At 61.7% G+C, this 18,633-nt stretch carries 18 protein-coding genes; 11 read left to right on the top strand and 7 right to left on the bottom strand.

Annotated elements, in window-relative coordinates; genetic code table 11:
* Window positions 1-115 precede the first annotated feature (115 nt).
* Window positions 116-967, bottom strand: a complete 852-nt coding sequence (locus JN756_RS09740) for a glycine betaine ABC transporter substrate-binding protein (RefSeq protein WP_057003706.1) — start codon at window positions 965-967, stop codon at window positions 116-118.
* Window positions 968-1,298: 331 nt separating this feature from the next.
* On the opposite strand from JN756_RS09740, the gene JN756_RS09735 reads away from it, so the two are divergent.
* Window positions 1,299-2,852, top strand: a complete 1,554-nt coding sequence (locus JN756_RS09735) for a glycoside hydrolase family 17 protein (RefSeq protein WP_177030009.1) — start codon at window positions 1,299-1,301, stop codon at window positions 2,850-2,852.
* Between the two features lie 94 nt (window positions 2,853-2,946).
* Here the strand turns inward: JN756_RS09735 and JN756_RS09730 are convergent, their stop codons facing one another.
* Window positions 2,947-3,315: a hypothetical protein gene (locus JN756_RS09730; protein ID WP_201022058.1), complete on the bottom strand. Its 369-nt coding sequence runs from the start codon at window positions 3,313-3,315 to the stop codon at window positions 2,947-2,949.
* A 236-nt stretch (window positions 3,316-3,551) separates the two neighbouring features.
* Here JN756_RS09730 and mlaY point away from each other — a divergent pair, with 236 nt between their 5' ends.
* Together mlaY and JN756_RS09720 are read left to right on the top strand one after the other, a co-directional pair.
* Window positions 3,552-4,850 carry a lipid asymmetry maintenance lipase MlaY gene (gene mlaY, locus JN756_RS09725; RefSeq protein WP_046384200.1) on the top strand — a complete coding sequence of 433 codons (1,299 nt, stop codon included), beginning with the start codon at window positions 3,552-3,554 and terminating at the stop codon, window positions 4,848-4,850.
* Complete coding sequence (locus tag JN756_RS09720; protein WP_046384201.1) at window positions 4,843-5,631, top strand: MlaA family lipoprotein; 789 nt, start codon at window positions 4,843-4,845, stop codon at window positions 5,629-5,631. The genes mlaY and JN756_RS09720 overlap by 8 nt, the downstream gene beginning before the upstream one ends.
* 71 nt (window positions 5,632-5,702) lie before the next feature.
* Here the strand turns inward: JN756_RS09720 and JN756_RS09715 are convergent, their stop codons facing one another.
* From JN756_RS09715 to JN756_RS09700, 4 genes are read right to left on the bottom strand one after another with little or no spacing between them, the layout of a single operon-like run.
* Window positions 5,703-6,479, bottom strand: a complete 777-nt coding sequence (locus JN756_RS09715; RefSeq protein WP_046384202.1) for an amino acid ABC transporter ATP-binding protein — start codon at window positions 6,477-6,479, stop codon at window positions 5,703-5,705.
* A 17-nt stretch (window positions 6,480-6,496) separates the two neighbouring features.
* Complete coding sequence (locus JN756_RS09710; RefSeq protein ID WP_046384203.1) at window positions 6,497-7,219, bottom strand: ABC transporter permease; 723 nt, start codon at window positions 7,217-7,219, stop codon at window positions 6,497-6,499.
* On the bottom strand, window positions 7,216-7,932 hold the full coding sequence (locus JN756_RS09705) for an ABC transporter permease (protein WP_126587905.1): 717 nt from the start codon (window positions 7,930-7,932) through the stop codon (window positions 7,216-7,218). The genes JN756_RS09710 and JN756_RS09705 overlap by 4 nt, the downstream gene beginning before the upstream one ends.
* Window positions 7,933-7,949: 17 nt before the next feature.
* On the bottom strand, window positions 7,950-8,702 hold the full coding sequence (locus JN756_RS09700) for a transporter substrate-binding domain-containing protein (RefSeq protein WP_108524425.1): 753 nt from the start codon (window positions 8,700-8,702) through the stop codon (window positions 7,950-7,952).
* Between the two features lie 283 nt (window positions 8,703-8,985).
* On the opposite strand from JN756_RS09700, the gene JN756_RS09695 reads away from it, so the two are divergent.
* Window positions 8,986-9,591, top strand: coding sequence for a TetR/AcrR family transcriptional regulator (locus tag JN756_RS09695; protein ID WP_046384206.1), 606 nt, complete (start codon window positions 8,986-8,988; stop codon window positions 9,589-9,591).
* 135 nt (window positions 9,592-9,726) lie between these two features.
* On the opposite strand, the gene JN756_RS09690 is transcribed toward JN756_RS09695, so the two are convergent.
* Window positions 9,727-10,167, bottom strand: a complete 441-nt coding sequence (locus tag JN756_RS09690; protein WP_057003710.1) for a GlcG/HbpS family heme-binding protein — start codon at window positions 10,165-10,167, stop codon at window positions 9,727-9,729.
* Between the two features lie 266 nt (window positions 10,168-10,433).
* Between JN756_RS09690 and gcl the strand changes: the two genes are divergently transcribed.
* The 7 genes from gcl (at window position 10,434) to JN756_RS09655 (ending at window position 18,390) form a co-directional block, all read left to right on the top strand.
* On the top strand, window positions 10,434-12,209 hold the full coding sequence (gene gcl / locus JN756_RS09685) for a glyoxylate carboligase (protein WP_017849458.1): 1,776 nt from the start codon (window positions 10,434-10,436) through the stop codon (window positions 12,207-12,209).
* A gap of 10 nt (window positions 12,210-12,219) precedes the next feature.
* The gene (gene hyi / locus JN756_RS09680) at window positions 12,220-13,002 is read left to right on the top strand and encodes a hydroxypyruvate isomerase (protein WP_126587907.1); all 783 of its coding nucleotides are present in this window, start codon (window positions 12,220-12,222) and stop codon (window positions 13,000-13,002) included.
* A 107-nt stretch (window positions 13,003-13,109) separates the two neighbouring features.
* Entirely contained in the window at window positions 13,110-14,000 is an 891-nt protein-coding gene (locus JN756_RS09675; protein WP_046486391.1) for a 2-hydroxy-3-oxopropionate reductase, read from the top strand.
* Between the two features lie 130 nt (window positions 14,001-14,130).
* Complete coding sequence (locus JN756_RS09670; RefSeq protein WP_201022057.1) at window positions 14,131-15,489, top strand: glycerate kinase type-2 family protein; 1,359 nt, start codon at window positions 14,131-14,133, stop codon at window positions 15,487-15,489.
* A 69-nt stretch (window positions 15,490-15,558) separates the two neighbouring features.
* Window positions 15,559-16,434 (top strand): urea transporter, encoded by an 876-nt coding sequence (locus JN756_RS09665; protein WP_126587911.1) that lies wholly within the window; start codon window positions 15,559-15,561, stop codon window positions 16,432-16,434.
* A 31-nt stretch (window positions 16,435-16,465) separates the two neighbouring features.
* Window positions 16,466-17,290, top strand: coding sequence for an ion transporter (locus JN756_RS09660; protein ID WP_079443172.1), 825 nt, complete (start codon window positions 16,466-16,468; stop codon window positions 17,288-17,290).
* A gap of 95 nt (window positions 17,291-17,385) precedes the next feature.
* Complete coding sequence (locus JN756_RS09655) at window positions 17,386-18,390, top strand: sulfate ABC transporter substrate-binding protein (RefSeq protein WP_046384213.1); 1,005 nt, start codon at window positions 17,386-17,388, stop codon at window positions 18,388-18,390.
* The last annotated feature ends 243 nt before the right edge of the window (window positions 18,391-18,633 follow it).

Genomic DNA, 18,633 nt, shown 5'->3' with positions numbered 1-18,633 from the left:
AATAATGTGGGAGGGGGCTTGCCCCCGATTGCGGTGTGTCAGTCGCTGATGATCTGACTGATCCATCGCTATCGGGGGCAAGCCCCCTCCCACAAGGGGTTACATCAAAGGGGGGTTACTTGGCGAGCCACTCGGCAACCCGCTCAGGGTGCTTGGCAACCCAGTCCTTGGCGGCTGCATCGGGCTTGGCGCCCTCCTGGATGGCGAGCATGACTTCACCGATTTCGTCCTTGGAAGCCCATTGGAATTTCTTCAGGAACGCCGCGACTTCCGGGGCTTTCTTCTCCAGGCCCTTGCTACCAATGCTGTTGACGGTTTCAGCAGCGCCATAGATCCCTTTTGGATCGTCCAGGAACCGCAGTTTCCACTTGGCGAACATCCAGTGCGGCACCCACCCGGTGACTGCAATGGATTCCTGCTTGTCTTCGGCACGGGTCAGTTCGGCGATCATCGCGGCACCGGAGCTGGCTTGCAGCTTGTAGTCCAGGCCATAGGCCTTGATCGCTTCGTCGGTCTTGAGCATCACGCCTGAACCGGCGTCGATACCGACGATCTTGTTCTTGAAGGTGGTGTCGGTCTTGAGGTCTTCGATGGACTTGGCCTTGACGTACTCCGGCACGATCAGGCCGATCTTCGCATCCTTGAAGTTGGGGCCGTAGTCGACCACCTTGTCCTTGTTCTTGGCCCAGTATTCACCGTGGGTCACGGGTAGCCAGGCAGAGAGCATGGCGTCGAGCTTGCCGGTAGCAACACCCTGCCACATGATCCCGGTGGCGACCGCTTGCAACTTGACGTCATAACCGAGCTTTGCCTTGATCACTTCTGCCGCCACATGAGTGGTGGCAACGCTGTCGGACCAACCGTCCACGTAGCCGATGCTCAGGGTTTTGCTGTCGGCGCTGGCCAGTGTGGAGCTCATCGCAACTACCAGAGTGGCAACTGCGCCCAAGAGTCGTCGCATCTTCATCGTACTTCCCCGAAAGTGCTGCGCCCGACGGATGTCGAGCGACGTCAACCTGTTGTTATGTGGTGCGCCACGCCCCCTTCACGCGCATCGATCCGGCGGCAACGACATCAGTGGAGTGCTGATACTTCGATCATCAACCTGCCGGGGCCTTTGTCCTGCTCTGTCAGCGACCTCAGGTAAGCAAGAAACGACATCACATCGCCAGCTAGCGCTGTTATGGGACGCTCACCTCATACCCCGCCCGAACTTTGCATGTCTAAATCATGCAGCCCCACTGGGACGCGACAAATCCGGGTAAGATGCGCGCCTTTGCTCCCCAGATAAGCCGACCATGCCCGCAACTGCCCGCTTCCCTGCCCTGCCCTATTTATTCGCCTTGATCCTCGGCCTGCTTGCGCTGGTCGGGTACTGGTATGGCCTCGGCCGGCCAGTGGTGCTGCCGGACGTGGCCAGCGCCAGCCACAAACTGCAATGCGCCTCCTACACACCGTTCGACAAGGACCAATCACCGTTCGACCAGCCGTTCAAGCTGCGCCCCGAGCGCATGGACGCCGACCTGGCCCTGCTGGCCACCCGCTTCGAATGCATCCGCACCTACTCCATGACCGGCCTGGAAGCCTTGCCGGACCTGGCGCGCAAGCATGGGCTGAAACTGATGATCGGCGCCTGGGTCAACGGCAACCCGGTCGACACCGAAAAAGAAGTCGACGCCTTGATCGCCTCGGCCAACGCCAACGCCGACGTGGTGACTTCGGTGATCGTCGGTAACGAAACCCTGCTGCGCAAGGAAGTCACGGCCGCACAGTTGGTGAAGCTGATCCATAAGGTCAAAAGCCAGATCAAGCAGCCGGTCACGTATGCCGACGTCTGGGAGTTCTGGCTGCAACACCCGGAAATTGCCCCGGCGGTGGATTTCCTGACCATCCACTTGCTGCCGTACTGGGAAGACGCCCCCTCGGGAATCGACCAGGCGCTCAAGCATGTCGGTGACGTGCGCCAGACCTTCGGCAATAAATTCGCGCCCAAGGACGTAATGATCGGCGAGACCGGCTGGCCCAGCGAAGGCCGCCAGCGTGAAACCGCGGTGCCGAGCCGGGTCAATGAGGCCAAGTTCATGCGCGGTTTCGTGGCCATGGCCGAAGCCAATGGCTGGCACTACAACCTGATCGAAGCCTTCGACCAGCCGTGGAAGCGTGCCAGTGAAGGCGCTGTCGGCGGCTACTGGGGCTTGTTCGATGCCGATCGCCAGGACAAAGGCATCCTCGCAGGCCCAGTGACCAACGTACCGTACTGGCCACTGTGGCTGGGAGTCGGTGGACTCATCCTGCTGGGCACCCTGGCGCTCGGCGGGCGGGTGCGCAGCGTGCGCGCCGCCTGGCTGCTGCCGCTGCTCGGGGCCGTCGCCGCCTGTTCCATCGGCACCTGGGCCGAACTGACCCGCGTAACCGCACGCTTCAATGATGAATGGGTGTGGGCGGGGCTGCTGGTCGCGTTGAACCTGCTGGTACTGGCACATGCGGCCCTGGCCTTGAGCAGCCGCGAGGGTTGGCGCGAGCGGGCGTTCAACTGGCTGGAGCCGCGCGCGGGCTGGCTGGTGGCAATCGCCGGGTTCGCTGGCGCGGTGATGATGCTGGCGCTGGTGTTTGACCCGCGCTACCGCAGCTTCCCAAGTGCGGCGCTGGTGCTGCCTGCACTGGTCTATCTGATTCGCCCGGTGACCGGGCCACGTCGGGAAATTGCCCTACTGGCCTTTATCATCGGTGCCGGCATTGCGCCGCAGCTGTTCCGCGAAGGTCTGTTGAACCAGCAGGCGTGGAGTTGGGCGCTGGTCAGTGGGTTGATGGTTGTGGCTTTGTGGCGGTGCTTGCGGATGCGCAAGGCTTAAGAGTGCCATCGGGGGCAAGCCCCTCCCACATTTGGAATGCGTTCCCATGTGGAAGGGGCGGTGCGACGATTCGACTTGCCCCCGATTGGCCCTATCAGGCCGCCCGTGACTTGCGGACCAAGCGCAACCCGGCAATCACCACCGCAAACACCGCAAATGTGGTGTTGTACAACGCCAACGCCGGCAACCCGAACACCAGCCCCAGCACCGCCAACCCCCACCCCGCACGGCCCGGCACGAAAAACGCCAGCACCGACGCGATCAGCGCAGCCCAGCCCATCACCTGGAAGTGAATCATCAAGCCCAGGTTCGAACGCACCTGGCATTCCCAGCGGCTGGCTTCATCCGCGCAAATGCCGACCCACCGGCCATCCTCCATGAAGCCATAACGCGCGGCATAACTGGCGGCCAGCCATAATGGCAAGGCAATGAGCAGTAGGGTCAGCGGCAAGCGGCGGGACATGGAGCACTCCGATAGGCAAAAACGGCGCTCAGCTTAATCCCCCGGTGGCCGTTAGCAAGATGTGTACGCAGATAAGTGTCCATCAATACGCGGCAAAGTGTATCTTCTGCCTACTATTACCCCGACTCCGACGTTTTTTATCCGACTTTTCGTGCCGATGGCTGGCACTTCGGTGGCAACGCGGTGGTCATAGCCTGCGAACTTCATTCAGCACGTTTCCTCTTAGGGATTAAGTCATGCTCCGTTCCTTGCGCTGCGCTGCCTTGCTGGGCAGCCTTTTTTTGAGTGCGTCAGCACTGGCCGTCGACATCGACCAGGCCAGCTATGGCTTCCCTTTGACCAACCCGTTCGAAGCGACCATCGCCACCACGCCGCCTGACCTTCGGCCCAGCTTGCCGAGCGACGACGAAATCAACCAGTCCGACTACACCCTGAACATGCGTCCCGAGCGCGAGTTCAGCCTGCCCGACAACTTCTGGGCAGTGAAGAAACTCACCTACCGCATCGCCAAGCAAGACCGCGCCGCACCGCTGATCTTCCTGATCTCGGGCACCGGTGCGCGGTTTGACAGCAGCATTAACGAATACCTGAAAAAACTGTACTACCAGGCCGGCTACCACGTCGTGCAACTGTCATCGCCGACCAGCTTCGACTTCATGAGCGCCGCCTCGCGCTTCGCCACGCCGGGTATCACCCAGGAAGACGCCGAAGACATGTACCGCGTGATGCAAGCAGTGCGTGCGCAGAACGCCTCACTGCCGGTCACCGACTTTTACCTCAGCGGCTACAGCCTCGGTGCGCTGGATGCGGCCTTTGTCAGCAAGCTCGACGAAACCCGCCGCAGCTTCAACTTCAAGAAAGTGCTGCTGCTCAACCCGCCGGTCAACCTGTACACCTCGATCACCAACCTCGACAAGCTGGTGCAGACCGAGGTCAAGGGCATCAACAACACCACGACCTTTTATGAACTGGTGTTGAACAAGCTGACCCGCTACTTCCAGCAAAAGGGCTACATCGACCTTAACGACGCCCTGCTCTACGACTTCCAGAACTCCAAGCAGCACCTGACCAACGAACAGATGGCCATGCTGATCGGCACCACGTTCCGCTTTTCGGCGGCCGACATCGCGTTCACCTCGGACCTGATCAACCGCCGCGGCCTGATCATCCCGCCGAAGTACCCGATCACCGAAGGCACCAGCCTCACGCCGTTCCTCAAGCGCGCGCTGCAATGTGACTTCGATTGCTACCTCACCGAACAGGTCATCCCGATGTGGCGCGCCCGTTCCGATGGCGGCAGCCTGTTGCAATTGGTCGATCAGGTCAGCCTGTACGCCCTCAAGGACTACCTGCACACCAGCCCGAAAATCGCCGTCATGCATAACGCCGACGACGTGATCCTCGGCCCGGGCGACCTCGGCTTCCTGCGTCAAACCTTCGGCGATCGCTTGACTGTCTACCCGCTGGGCGGCCATTGCGGCAACCTCAATTACCGCGTCAACGCCGACGCCATGCTGGAGTTTTTCCGTGGCTAAATATCTTCTGCTGCTTGCCGCCCTGATGTGCGCAAGCGTGGCCAATGCCGACAACAGCAAGGCGCACGCGCCCACCGTCGTGGGTGCCGACGGCTTCAAGGAGCCGCTGAGCAAACTCAAGTTCAACCCGGGCCTGGACCAGCGCGAGTTCGAACGCTCGTCACTGACCGCCCTCAACGTGTACGACCCGCTGGAATCGTGGAACCGTCGCGTTTACCACTTCAACTACCGCTTCGACCAATGGGTGTTCCTGCCGGTGGTCGACGGTTACCGCTACGTCACGCCGAGCTTCCTGCGTACCGGCGTAAGCAATTTCTTCAACAACCTGGGCGATGTGCCCAACCTGTTGAACAGCCTGTTGCAACTCAAGGGTCACCGCTCCCTGGAAACCACCGGGCGCCTGCTGCTCAACACCACCATCGGCGTTGCCGGGCTGTGGGACCCGGCTACCGCCATGGGCCTGCCGCGCCAGAGCGAAGACTTCGGCCAGACCCTGGGCTTCTACGGCGTGCCTGGCGGCGCCTATCTGGTGCTGCCGATCCTGGGCCCATCGAACCTGCGCGATACCAGCGGCCTGGTGGTCGACTACAGCGCCGAATCGCAGATCAACTTCCTGAACGTCTCCGAAGTCAGCTCCAACCATCCGGAGATCTGGGCCCTGCGCGTGGTCGACAAGCGTTACCAGACCAGCTTCCGCTACGGTCAGTTGAACTCGCCGTTCGAGTACGAAAAGGTGCGCTACATCTATACGGAATCGCGCAAGTTGCAGATTGCCGAATAAGCGCAGCGCGCGGTAAAAAAGCCATTCGACGCGCTCGAATGGCTTTTTTTTGCCTGCTCGATACCAGCCGCCTACCCCAGCACCTGCGCCAGAAACGCTTGCGCGCGAGGTGTGCGTGGCGCAGTGAAAAACGCCTCCGGCGGCTGGTCTTCGATGATCCGCCCGCCATCGAGAAACAGCACACGCCCGGCGACTTGCCGGGCAAAGCCCATTTCGTGGGTGACGCAGAGCAAGGTCATGCCACTTTCGGCGAGCATGACCATCACGTCCAGCACCTCGCCGACAGCCTCCGGGTCGAGTGCCGACGTCGGCTCATCGAACAGCATGATTTTCGGGGTCATGCACAATGCCCTGGCTATCGCGACCCGCTGCTGTTGGCCGCCCGACAGTTGCGCCGGGTATTTTTTCCAGTGTTGATCGATCCCGACTTTTTTCAGCAGTGCCATCGCCTGGTCCTGCGCGCTGTCGCGGGGCATGCCGCGCACGGACATCGGCGCCAGCATGCAGTTTTGCAAGACGGTCAGGTGCGGAAACAGGTTGAAGCCCTGAAACACCATGCCAACCTCACGCAAGGCCGCGCGGCAGAGCGTCGGCGAAGCGCTCAAGTCGGCGCCCAGCACCTGGATTCGGCCCTGCTGCGCCGGTTCCAGACGATTGAGGCAACGGATCAATGTGGACTTGCCGGAGCCCGAGGTGCCGCACAGCACAATCCGCTCGCCCTGCACCACGCGCAGGTCGATACCGTGCAGCACCTGGTATGGGCCGTACCATTTACTCAGCCCTTCGACGTCGATCACCACCGGCGCAGGCGCGCAGATCGACCGCTCAAACTCCCCTGATGACCCCATGTATCCACCCTTCCCTATCATTCGTCAGTTGGCCGCATGTGGCGGGTGAGTCGACGATTGATCCGGTTCACCCCTCGCCGGACACACTCGACCACCAGCAGGTAGACCAGCGCCACCCACACATACACCTGGAAATCAAAAGTGCGTGAGAACGCCAACTTGGCCACGCCCATCAAATCCAGCAAGGTCACCAGCGACACAATCGCGCTGGCCTTGATGATCAAAATCAGTTCATTGCCCAGTGGCCCCACCGTCACGATGAGCACCTGCGGCAAGGTCACCTTGAAAAACGTGGTGGTGCGGCTCAACCCCAACACCGTCGCGGCTTCATAGTGGGCACGAGGCACGGAGAGCAACCCGCCGCGAAAGATCTCGGCCTGATAGGCCGCCGTATTCAAGGTGAACGCCAGCACGGCGCAAAACCACGGGTCGCCGAACCAGCCCCACAGGCCAAGGTCGCGCCAGAAACCGTGGAAGGAACCCAAGCCGTAATAGATCAGGAACAACTGCGCCAACAGCGGCGAGCCCCTGAAAAAGTAGAGATAGGCCCTGCACCCGTACTGCAACAAACGCCAGCGTGAAGTCCTGCCCAACGCCAACAGCACGCCAAGCACCATCCCGGCGCTGCTGGATATCGCCACCAATTGCAGGGTCAGCAACAAGCCATCGAACAACTGCGCACCGTAGCGCTGAAGCAGTTCAAGCCCGAGCCACTCGGCAAAACGCTCGCCCCCCATCATGAGGCACGCTCCCGACCCTGGCCGTAGTGCTTTTCAAGCTGTGCGATGCAAAACCCCGACATCGACGACAGCAGCAGGTACAGGCCACACGCCGCCAGATAAAACAGCATCGGTTCCTTGGTGGCGTTCACCGCCAGGCTGGTCTGGCGCATCAGGTCCACCAGGGAAATGGTCGACACCAACGCCGTGTCCTTGAGCAGGCTCAACCAGTTGTTGGAAAGCCCCGGCAAGGCGATCCTCATCACCTGCGGCAGCACCACCTTGAAAAACGTGTGCCTGCGGCTCAAGCCCAGTGCCTGGGCGCCTTCGTACTGGCCGCGCGCCACGGTCTTCAACGCCCCCAGCCACACCTCGCTGGAAAAGGCCGCCAGCACCAGGCTGAACGCGATCACCGCCGCCACGAAGGCGTTGATGCCAAACTCGGCCGAACCGCCCCAATACGCCTGGAAACTCTGCAGCGCGATCTGGATGCCGTAATACACGATCAATAACGTCAGCAACTCCGGCAGGCCACGAAAACAGGTGGAGAACAGCGCAGCCATCGCCCTCACCGTGGTGTTTGCCGATCTGCTGCACAGCGCCACCAACAACCCCAATGGCAACCCCAGCGGCACACACGCCAATGCCAGCGCCATCGTGACCCCTGCGCCCGCCAGCAGCGCGCCGCCCCACCCACCGGCGCCCAACGACAACAACCCTAATGACTCGAACATGGAAGACGCCCCCGCGCTTAATCATCCTCAAGGCCATGGGCCAACTTGAGCTGTCGATACGTGCCGTCGGCGATCACGTCCGCGATGGCCTGGTTCAGCCTGGCGCGCAACGCCTCATCGGCCTTGCGCACGGCAATACCGGCGTCGCTTTGCGTACCGGGGATAGCCAGCACCCGGCAACACTGCGGGTCGGTGTTCTTCAACCACTCCTGCATTGGCGCGCTGTCGTTGACCACCGCATCCAGGCGGCCGTTGAGCAGGTCGCTGTTGGCCTCGTCCTGGCCGACGTACAACTTGACCCGCGCCCCATTGGCGCCATAGACATCCTGGTTGTAGATACCCTGGGTGGACGACGACTGAGCGCCGACCGTCTTGCCGGACAACGTGGCCGGCGCGGCGTCCTGAATGTCGCTGCCCCTGGGCACTGCCAGAACCATGCGCGTGCGGTTGTAGGGCTGGGTGAAGCTGACGGTCTTCTGGCGCTCTTCGGTGATGGCCATCGAGGCGATGATCGCGTCGTACTTTTTCGCGAGCAGGCCCGGGATGATGCCCTCCCAGTCCTGGGCAACAATCGTGCATTCGACGCCGAGCCTGGCGCACAGGGCGTTCGCCATATCGACGTCAAAACCACGTAGTTGGTTATTCGAGTCCACGTAGTTGAAAGGCGGATAAGCACCCTCCGTGGCGAAACGCAGCGGCTGCGCATGGGCCACCGACAACAGCCCGAGGGTGATCGTTACGGCATAGAGCGTCTGTTTGACCTGTTTCATGAAGGCACCTACCGAATTATTTTTATTCTGGGTAGTGCCTGAGGCCTGGTTAACCCGAAGGAACACGGGTGATTGACGCAGGCTCAGTCACTGACCCAGCGGACACTACGCCAACCTAAACAATTCGTCTATATTTTACAGATAGTCTATTTCCGAGTTTTTTGTAGGCCAAAACCTGGATGCACGATCGACCCCAAGAGTGTCGCGGGCACATTGTTGAGGCTCGCGGATGGCCGGTGCTACCATGCGCAACCGCCTGTCATGGCAAGGAACCCTCTGGTTTATGAGCAGCATTCGCGAGCGCAACAAAGAAAAGATCCTGCGGGCGGCGAGCGAGGAGTTTGCCGACAAGGGCTTCGCCGCGACCAAAACCAGCGACATCGCCGCCAAGGCCGGGCTGCCCAAGCCCAACGTCTACTACTACTTCAAGTCCAAGGACAACCTCTACCGCGAAGTGCTCGAGAGCATCATCGAGCCGATCCTGGCAGCCTCCACGCCGTTCAACCCGGAGGGTGAGCCTGCGGTGGTACTGAGCAACTACATCCGCTCGAAAATCCGCATCTCCCGCGACCTGCCCTTCGCCTCCAAGGTGTTCGCCAGCGAAATCATGCACGGCGCCCCGCACCTGAGCGCCGAACAGGTCGAGCAACTCAACGCCCAGGCCAAGCACAATATCCAGTGCATCCAGCACTGGGTGGACCGCGGGTTGATTGCGCCGATCGATCCCAATCACTTGATGTTCAGCATCTGGGCCGCAACCCAGACCTATGCGGATTTCGATTGGCAGATTTCGGCGGTGACCGGCAAGGCCAAATTGGATGAGGCGGATTACGAGGCGGCGGCGCAGACGATTATTCGGTTGGTGCTCAAGGGCTGTGCGCCGGACTAAAACACCGAGGCGCCTGTGGCAATCGGGAGCAAGCTCCCTCCCACCTTTAACTGTGTTCACACATTTCTATTTGTGAATACCGTCAAATGTGGGAGGGAGCTTGCTCCCGATAAGGCCCAGACAGTCATCCAATAATCAGGCTGACACCCCCGCATCCGCCCACAAACCCAGCGCTTCAATCGCCGTGATCGCACACTGCTCATCAATATCCGACGTGTCCCCGCTGATCCCGATCGCCCCCAGCACCAGCCCTTCCTGATCCCGAATCAACACCCCGCCCGGCGCCGGCACCACGCTGCCCTGACCCAAGCTGTTCAATGCGGCGATAAACGCCGGACGTTGCTGCGCATCCAGCGCGAGCAAGCGTGAGCCTTTGCCCAGGGCAATCGCGCCCCAGGCCTTGCCGATGGCGATCTGCGGGCGCAGCAGGCTGGCGCCGTCGTCCCGTTGCAGGGTGATCAGGTGACCGCCGCCGTCCAGCACCGCAATGGTCAGCGGTGCCGAGGCAATGGCGCGGCCTGCGGCGAGGGCCTGGCCGGCCAGGTTGACTGCGACTTTCAAGGTTAAAGCGCTCATGGGTGCCGTCCTTATCTTGTTATGGGAAAGCCGTGGGCTCTGTTGGAACAGATACCGGATGCGACAAATAGAACACAATAGAGTTATCTTTTGTATACAATATTTTCGCACAAACCTACCGAATGTCGAAAAAATGCCCTGCAAAGACCTTCCGACGAACGCAAAGGCTACTGAATAAAATGCATTGACCTGTGGCGCTCGCCGTGAATACACTTCGACCAAACACCACTTGTATACAATTACAAAACGCAAGAGGCACCAAAACAATGAGCAAAATGAGAGCAATCGAAGCCGCCGTTCTGGTGATGCGTCGTGAAGGGGTAGACACCGCCTTCGGTATCCCAGGCGCCGCGATCAACCCGCTGTATTCGGCCTTGCAGAAGGTCGGTGGCATCGATCACGTCCTTGCTCGCCATGTTGAAGGCGCCTCGCACATGGCCGAGGGCTACACCCGCACCAAGGCCGGCAATATCGGCGTGTGCATCGGCACATCGGGCCCGGCGGGCACCGACATGGTCACCGGCCTGTACAGCGCCTCGGCCGACTCGATTCCGATCCTGTGCATCACCGGCCAGGCCCCCCGGGCGCGGATGCACAAGGAAGATTTCCAGGCCGTGGACATCACCAGCATCGTCAAGCCGGTGACCAAGTGGGCGACCACGGTCCTCGAACCCGGCCAGGTGCCGTATGCGTTCCAGAAGGCCTTTTATGAAATGCGCTCCGGCCGCCCTGGCCCGGTGCTGATCGACCTGCCGTTCGACGTACAGATGGCCGAGATCGAATTCGACATCGACGCCTACCAGCCGCTGCCCCTGGCCAAACCGCTGGCCACGCGCATCCAGGTGGAAAAAGCCCTGGCCCTGCTCGACCAGGCCGAACGCCCGCTGCTGGTGAGCGGTGGCGGCGTGATCAATGCCGATGCCAGCGACCTGCTGGTGGAGTTCGCCGAGTTGACCGGCATCCCGGTGATCCCGACCTTGATGGGCTGGGGCACCATCCCCGACGATCACCCGCAGATGGTAGGCATGGTCGGCCTGCAAACGTCGCACCGTTATGGCAACGCGACGCTGCTGAAAGCCGACGTGGTGCTCGGCATCGGCAACCGCTGGGCCAACCGCCACACCGGTTCGGTGGAGGTGTACACCGAGGGGCGCACGTTCATTCACGTCGACATTGAACCGACGCAAATCGGTCGCGTATTCACCCCGGACCTCGGCATCGTTTCCGACGCCGGGGCCGCACTGACGATGTTCATCGAAGTCGCCCGCGAGTGGAAAGCCGCAGGCAAACTCAAGGACCGCAGCGCCTGGCTGCATGACTGCCAGCAGCGCAAGGCCACCTTGCAGCGCAAGACCCACTTCGACAACGTGCCGGTCAAGCCGCAACGGGTGTACGAAGAGATGAACCAGGTGTTCGGCAAGGACACCTGCTACGTCAGCACCATCGGCCTGTCGCAGATTGCCGGCGCGCAATTCCTGCATGTCTACAAGCCGCGTCACTGGATCAACTGCGGCCAGGCCGGCCCGTTGGGCTGGACCATCCCGGCGGCGCTCGGTGTGGTCAAGGCCGACCCGAGCCGCAAGGTGGTGGCGCTGTCCGGCGACTATGACTTCCAGTTCATGATCGAAGAACTGGCCGTGGGCGCGCAGTTCAAGCTGCCGTATATCCACGTAGTGGTGAACAACTCCTACCTGGGGCTGATCCGCCAGGCCCAGCGCGGGTTCGAAATGGACTACTGCGTGCAGTTGTCTTTCGACAACCTCAACGCCCCGGAACTCAACGGCTATGGTGTCGACCACGTCGCGGTCGCCGAAGGCCTGGGGTGCAAGGCGCTGCGCGTGTTCGAGCCCGGCCAGATCCAGCCGGCACTGCGCCGCGCCCAGGAAATGCTCGAAGAATTCAAGGTTCCGGTGATCGTTGAGATTATTCTGGAGCGCGTGACCAATATTTCCATGGGCACCGAGATCAACGCCGTCAACGAATTCGAAGATCTGGCCCTGGTCGGCAACGATGCGCCGACTGCCATTTCCCTGCTCGATTAAGGAGAACCCTATGCCGCGCTTTGCCGCCAACCTGTCCATGCTGTTCACCGAACAGGCGTTTCTCGCTCGCTTCAAAGCGGCCGCCGATGCGGGCTTTGCAGGCGTCGAATACCTGTTCCCCTACGAATTCAGCTCTGCCGAAATCAAGGCGCAGTTGGATGCCAATGGCTTGACCCAGGTGCTGTTCAACCTGCCGGCCGGCGATTGGGCCAAGGGCGAACGGGGCCTGGCGTGCCACCCGGATCGGGTCGAGGAGTTCCGCGCCGGGGTCGACCTGGCCATCGCTTACGCCCAGGTGCTGGGCAACACCCAGGTCAACTGCCTGGCGGGCATCCGGCCGCAGGGCGTGGACGATGCCATCATAGAAAAGGCCTTTGTCGCCAACCTCAAATACGCCGCCGACACCCTGCAAGCGGCGGGTATCAAGCTGGTGATGGAAGCGATCAACACCCGCGACATCCCTGGGTTCTACCTGAACAACACCGCGCAGGCTCTGGCGATTCGCGAACAGGTGGGCAGCGCCAATCTGTTCCTGCAATACGACATCTACCACATGCAAATCATGGAAGGCGATCTGGCCCGCACCCTGGCTGCGCATCTGGGTGAGATCAACCACATCCAACTGGCGGATAACCCGGGTCGCAACGAGCCCGGGACCGGGGAGATCAACTATCGGTTCCTGTTCGAGCATTTGGACCGTATCGGTTATCAGGGTTGGGTCGGCTGTGAATACAAGCCGTTGACCACCACCGAAGCGGGTTTGGGTTGGCTCAAGACCCATAACGCCCTCTGACAGGCACAACACGCAACCAACCTGTGGGAGGGGACTTGCCCCCTCCCACATTTGGACCCCATGTGTTTGGCAGACCGCGCTCTATCGAATAAAAAGAGGATTTTTTCATGGCTAAAATCGGATTCATCGGCACCGGCATCATGGGCCAACCCATGGCCGCCAACCTGCAAAAAGCCGGTCACCAACTGTTCCTGTCCGAGCATCACGGCAAGGCGCCAGCCGAGTTGATCGCCGCCGGCGCCATCGCGCTGGCCACCCCGCAGCACGTCGCCCAGGAAGCCGAATTCATCATCGTCATGGTGCCCGACACCCCGCAGGTCGATGACGTGCTGTTCCGCGCCGATGGCGTGGCCGCCGGCCTGTCGCCGAACAAAGTGGTGATCGACATGAGCTCGATCTCCCCCACCGCCACCAAGGCCTTTGCCGCCAGGATCAACCAGACCGGCGCGCAGTACCTCGATGCGCCGGTGTCCGGCGGTGAAGTCGGGGCCAAGGCTGGCACCTTGAGCATCATGGTCGGCGGTGAGCCGCAGACCTTCGAGCGTGCCTTGCCGCTGTTCCAGAGCATGGGCAAGAACATCACTCTGGTCGGCGGCAACGGCGACGGCCAGACAGCCAAAGTGGCGAATCAGATTATCGTCGCGCTGAACATCCAGGCGGTGGCCGAAGCGCTGCTGTTCGCCGCGAAAAACGGCGCCGACCCGGCCAAGGTGCGTGAAGCGCTGATGGGCGGCTTCGCCTCGTCGAAGATCCTTGAAGTACACGGCGAACGCATGATCAAGGGCACCTTCGATCCGGGCTTTCGCATCAACCTGCACCAGAAGGACCTCAACCTGGCGCTGGCCGGGGCCAAGGAGCTGGGGATCAACCTGCCGAACACCGCTGGCACCCAACAGGTGTTCAGCACCTGCACCGCGATCGGGGGCGGCAACTGGGACCACTCGGCGTTGATCAAGGGCTTGGAGCATATGGCGAACTTCTCGATTCGCGACAAATAACCCACACCGCTGCCCTTTTGAAATGCCGTCAAATGTGGGAGGGAGCACGCCCCCTCCCACAGGTTGATCGCATTTCAATAGCCGCAATTGCTGCATCTCTAATAACAAAAAAATCCCCGGGAGCCCGCTTATGTCGGTCGATCCGCAACACCTGCTTCGCGAGCTGTTTGCCACAGCCATTGACGCCGCCCATCCCCGGCAAGTCCTCGAAGCCTACCTGCCCGCCGACCGCAGCGGCCGGGTGATTGTGATCGGCGCCGGCAAAGCCGCGGCCGCCATGGCGCTGGTCGTGGAAAACGCCTGGCACGGTGAAGTCACGGGCCTGGTGGTCACCCGCTACGGCCATGGCGCGCCGTGCCAGAAAATCGAAGTGGTCGAAGCCGCCCACCCGGTCCCGGATGCTGCCGGCATCAAAGTGGCGCAGCGTGTGCTGGCGCTGATCAGCCAACTGAGCGAAGACGACCGGGTGATCTTCCTGCTCTCCGGCGGTGGTTCGGCGTTGCTCGCCCTGCCCGCCGAAGGCATCAGCCTGGCCGACAAACAGGCCATCAACAAAGCCCTGCTCAAATCCGGCGCCACCATCGGCGAGATGAATTGCGTGCGCAAGCACCTCTCGGCGATCAAGGGCGGCCGACTGGCCAGGGCGGCATGGCCGGCGACGGTCTATACCTACGCGATTTCCGATGTGCCGGGCGACCTGGCCACGGTGATCGCTTCCGGCCCCACGGTCGGCGACCCAAGCACTTCGCAACAGGCCCTGGCCATTCTCAAGCGCTATGGCATCGACGCGCCGGCGTCCGTGCGCAGCTGGTTGCAGAACCCGGCCTCGGAAACCGTCAAACCCGGCGACCCGCTGCTCGCCCGCAGCCACTTCCAATTGATCGCCCGCCCACAACAGTCGTTGGAAGCGGTCGCGGTAAAAGCCCGCCAGGCCGGGTTCAGCCCGCTGATCCTCGGCGACCTCGAAGGCGAAGCGCGGGACGTGGCCAAGGTCCACGCCGGGATCACCCGGCAGATCGTGCAGCACGGCCAGCCGTTGGCGGCGCCATGCGTGATCCTGTCCGGCGGGGAAACCACCGTGACCGTGCGCGGCACTGGCCGTGGCGGGCGCAACGCCGAATTCCTGCTGAGCCTCACCGACAGCCTCAAGGGCCTGCCCGGCGTCTACGCCCTGGCCGGCGATACCGACGGCATCGACGGTTCGGAAGACAACGCCGGCGCGCTCATGACCCCCACCAGCTACGCCCGCGCCGAAGCGCTGGGGCTGTCGGCCTGCGACGAGCTGGACAACAACAATGGCTACGGCTATTTCGCCGCCCTCGACGATCTGATCATCACCGAACCGACCCGCACCAACGTCAACGACTTTCGCGCCATTCTGATTCTCGAGGCTGCCCACCCTGTTGAATGCCCCCTTCAGCATCCCGATGGACCTGCAAGGGCCGAAACTGCGGGTTGCTCAACCGGGGTCGATCAGACGTTGATCTAGCGCCGGTCAGGGCCTCATCGCAGGCAAGTCTGCGATGAGGACAACTCGCTCTCACTGAATCACACAACAATGCCCACTCCCTCCTGCCCCGACTGGGCCGAAGCGCTGCTCAACGGCTTCAGCCAGATCGTCCTGCAGCGCCAGCCGCTGTGTGGTCTGCTATGTCTGCTGGCGATCCTGCTCGGCGCTCCAGCCCTGCTCGGCGGTGCACTGCTGGGTGGTCTCGCCGGCTTGCTCACGGCCCAGCGCCGCGACTATCCCAAGGCGGAACGCCAGGCCGGCCTGTACAGCTACAACGGTGTGTTGCTGGGCCTGTTGATCAGCCAGCACTTTGCCTGGTCGGTCATGGTGGTGCCGCTGATCCTCGCCTGCGGCGGCCTGAGTGCGATCCTGGCCCGACAATGGCTGCGACACACCACCCAGCCCGAGGCCTTGCCCGCCTATACCGCGCCGTTTGTCGGCCTCGGCTGGCTGCTGCTGGGCGCGGCCGCCGAAAGCGCCGTAGCCTTGCGCGAACCCGACGCTCTCGGCATCGTCAGCGCGCCTTTTAGCGGCCTCGCGCAAATCCTGCTGCTGGACCAGCCCCTGGCCGGCGCATTGATTGCGCTCGGGTTATGCCTGGCCAACCGCCGTGCCGCAGCATGGGCATTGACCGGCGCCGTCCTCGGCGTGCTGTTCGCCCTGCTGCTGGGCGAGCCCGTCGGCGCCCTCCTCGGCCTGCACAGCTACAACCCGGCGCTGGCCGCCCTGGCCCTGAGCGGCACACGCCGCCGACCTGGGTTGCCGCTGGCCGGCATCGCCCTGGCGATCATCCTCACCCCCGGTTTTGCCGCGCTGCACCTGCCCGCGTTGACCGCGCCCTTTATCCTCGCCTGCTGGTTGGTGCGCGCCAGCCGCCGGATGTGGCACAAAGCCCGCGTGGACAGCCCGTTCGAATCCCCCTAGGCTTGCCCGATATTCGATAGGGGCGAACGTGATGGACAGCAACAACGACTGGCGCCAGCGTCTCTATGTCATGGTTTTCCAGAGTGACACACCGGCCGGGCGGCGTTTCGACAGCACCCTGCTGCTGATCATTCTCGCCAGCCTGGTGGTGGTGATCCTCGACAGCATCCAGGAAGTCCACGACAATTACGCCGCCGTGCTGGCCTACATCGAGTGGGGCTTCACCGTCATCTTCGCCATCGAGTATGGCCTGCGCCTGTACTGCTCGCCCAAGCCGTTGCGCTATGCCTTCAGTTTCTATGGCCTGGTGGATTTGCTCGCCATCGTGCCCGGCATCCTCGCGCTGTATTACAGCGATGCCCAGTACCTGTTGATCATCCGCATCATCCGCATGCTGCGCATCTTCCGGGTGCTCAAGCTCGGGCCGTACCTCAAGCAGGCCAACTACCTGATGTCGGCGTTGCGCGGCAGCAAGCAGAAGATCGTGGTGTTCCTGCTCAGCGTCTGCACCCTGGTGACGGTGTTCGGCACCTTGATGTATGTGATCGAAGGGCCTGGGAACGGCTTCACCAGCATCCCCAAGGGCATCTACTGGGCGATCGTGACCCTGACCACCGTGGGCTTCGGCGATATCGTGCCCAAGACCCCGCTGGGCCAGGTGATCTCGTCCCTGGTGATGATCACCGGTTATTCGATCATCGCCGTGCCCACCGGGATCTTCACCGCCGAACTGGCCAACGCCATGCGCGGTGAACAGTTGCAAACGGACTGCCCGGTGTGCAAGAAAAACACCCATGACGCGAACGCGGCGTTTTGTTCACGGTGTGGCAATGCACTGTTTAATAAGTTGAAATAAGCAAAGATCTTTTTGATCTTTAAGCGAATGTGCCCCCCCGGCTATAGTCGCTGGCAAAGTGCCTCTCTCTACTCTCGTACAACAAGGAATGAGCAGTGAAAAAACTCGTTAGCGCCTCTCTTCTGGCCGCCGGCCTTGCATTGGCCGGTGTCGTCCAGGCCGCACCGACCACCCTGCTCAACGTGTCCTACGACGTGATGCGCGATTTCTACAAGGACTACAACGCCGCCTTCCAGAAACACTGGGAAGCCGAGCACCCGAACGACAAGCTGACCTTGCAGATGTCCTTCGGCGGCTCCAGCAAACAAGCGCGCTCGGTGATCGACGGCCTGCCGGCTGATGTAATCACCATGAACATGGCCACCGACATCAACGCCCTGGTCGACAACGGCAAACTGGTGCCGGACAACTGGGCTACCCGCCTGCCGAACAACAGCGCGCCGTTCACTTCGGCCACCGTGTTTATCGTGCGCAAGGGCAACCCGAAAGCCCTGAAAGACTGGCCGGACCTGCTCAAGGATGGTGTGCAAGTGGTCGTGCCCAACCCGAAGACCTCGGGGAACGGTCGCTACACCTACCTGTCGGCCTGGGGCTACGTGCTGAAGAACGGCGGTGACGAAGACAAGGCCAAGGCCTTTGTCGGCAAGCTGTTCAAGCAGGCGCCCGTGCTGGACACCGGTGGCCGTGCCGCGACCACGACGTTCATGACCAACCAGATCGGCGATGTGCTGGTGACCTTTGAAAACGAAGCGGAAATGATCGCCCGCGAATTCGGCCGCGATCAGTTCGAAGTGGTCTACCCAAGTGTCTCCGCCGAAGCCGAGCCACCGGTCACGGTGGTGGACAAAGTGGTCGAGAAGAAAGGCACGCGCGCAGTCGCCGAAGACTACCTGAAGTACCTGTGGTCGCCGGAAGGCCAGGAAATCGCGGCCAACAACTACCTGCGCCCGCGTGACCCGAAAGTGCTGGCCAAGTACACCGATCGTTTCCCGAAAGTCGACTTCCTGTCGGTCGAGAAGACCTTTGGCGACTGGCGCACCGTGCAGAAAACCCACTTCAACGATGGCGGGGTGTTCGACCAGATCTACAACGGGCAGTAAGCCGCTTGCACTGAAGAAACGCGAGCCAATGTGGGGGCTGGCTTGCCTGCGATAGCGTCGCCCGGGTGTGTCCGATACACCGGGGTGTCCGCATTGCAGGCAAGCCCGCCCCCACATTCGTTTGATGCCAAGCGTGATCGTCAGGCCGCCGGGTCGCCTGTTTCGGCCGGTGCGTCTGCATGTATCATGGGCGTTCGAAGCCAACGCCAAGGCTTCAGTCATCATTTCACGGCATGAGTGTTA

Origin of the sequence: Pseudomonas sp. Y39-6, from assembly GCF_023651955.1 — a bacterium.
GTDB lineage: Bacteria > Pseudomonadota > Gammaproteobacteria > Pseudomonadales > Pseudomonadaceae > Aquipseudomonas > Aquipseudomonas veronii.
This window is presented reverse-complemented; position numbering and strand designations above follow the sequence as displayed.

What these genes read in the sequence shown, in the direction of transcription:
- JN756_RS09740 (WP_057003706.1), bottom strand. Translation starts at nt 967, where the DNA reads ATGAAGATGCGACGACTCTTGGGCGCAGTTGCCACTCTGGTAGTTGCG.
- JN756_RS09675 (WP_046486391.1), top strand. Translation starts at nt 13,110, where the DNA reads ATGGCTAAAATCGGATTCATCGGCACCGGCATCATGGGCCAACCCATG.
- JN756_RS09690 (WP_057003710.1), bottom strand. Translation starts at nt 10,167, where the DNA reads ATGAGCGCTTTAACCTTGAAAGTCGCAGTCAACCTGGCCGGCCAGGCC.
- JN756_RS09700 (WP_108524425.1), bottom strand. Translation starts at nt 8,702, where the DNA reads ATGAAACAGGTCAAACAGACGCTCTATGCCGTAACGATCACCCTCGGG.
- hyi (WP_126587907.1), top strand. Translation starts at nt 12,220, where the DNA reads ATGCCGCGCTTTGCCGCCAACCTGTCCATGCTGTTCACCGAACAGGCG.
- JN756_RS09695 (WP_046384206.1), top strand. Translation starts at nt 8,986, where the DNA reads ATGAGCAGCATTCGCGAGCGCAACAAAGAAAAGATCCTGCGGGCGGCG.
- mlaY (WP_046384200.1), top strand. Translation starts at nt 3,552, where the DNA reads ATGCTCCGTTCCTTGCGCTGCGCTGCCTTGCTGGGCAGCCTTTTTTTG.
- JN756_RS09705 (WP_126587905.1), bottom strand. Translation starts at nt 7,932, where the DNA reads ATGTTCGAGTCATTAGGGTTGTTGTCGTTGGGCGCCGGTGGGTGGGGC.
- JN756_RS09735 (WP_177030009.1), top strand. Translation starts at nt 1,299, where the DNA reads ATGCCCGCAACTGCCCGCTTCCCTGCCCTGCCCTATTTATTCGCCTTG.
- JN756_RS09670 (WP_201022057.1), top strand. Translation starts at nt 14,131, where the DNA reads ATGTCGGTCGATCCGCAACACCTGCTTCGCGAGCTGTTTGCCACAGCC.
- JN756_RS09715 (WP_046384202.1), bottom strand. Translation starts at nt 6,479, where the DNA reads ATGGGGTCATCAGGGGAGTTTGAGCGGTCGATCTGCGCGCCTGCGCCG.
- JN756_RS09660 (WP_079443172.1), top strand. Translation starts at nt 16,466, where the DNA reads ATGGACAGCAACAACGACTGGCGCCAGCGTCTCTATGTCATGGTTTTC.
- JN756_RS09665 (WP_126587911.1), top strand. Translation starts at nt 15,559, where the DNA reads ATGCCCACTCCCTCCTGCCCCGACTGGGCCGAAGCGCTGCTCAACGGC.
- JN756_RS09710 (WP_046384203.1), bottom strand. Translation starts at nt 7,219, where the DNA reads ATGATGGGGGGCGAGCGTTTTGCCGAGTGGCTCGGGCTTGAACTGCTT.
- gcl (WP_017849458.1), top strand. Translation starts at nt 10,434, where the DNA reads ATGAGCAAAATGAGAGCAATCGAAGCCGCCGTTCTGGTGATGCGTCGT.
- JN756_RS09730 (WP_201022058.1), bottom strand. Translation starts at nt 3,315, where the DNA reads ATGTCCCGCCGCTTGCCGCTGACCCTACTGCTCATTGCCTTGCCATTA.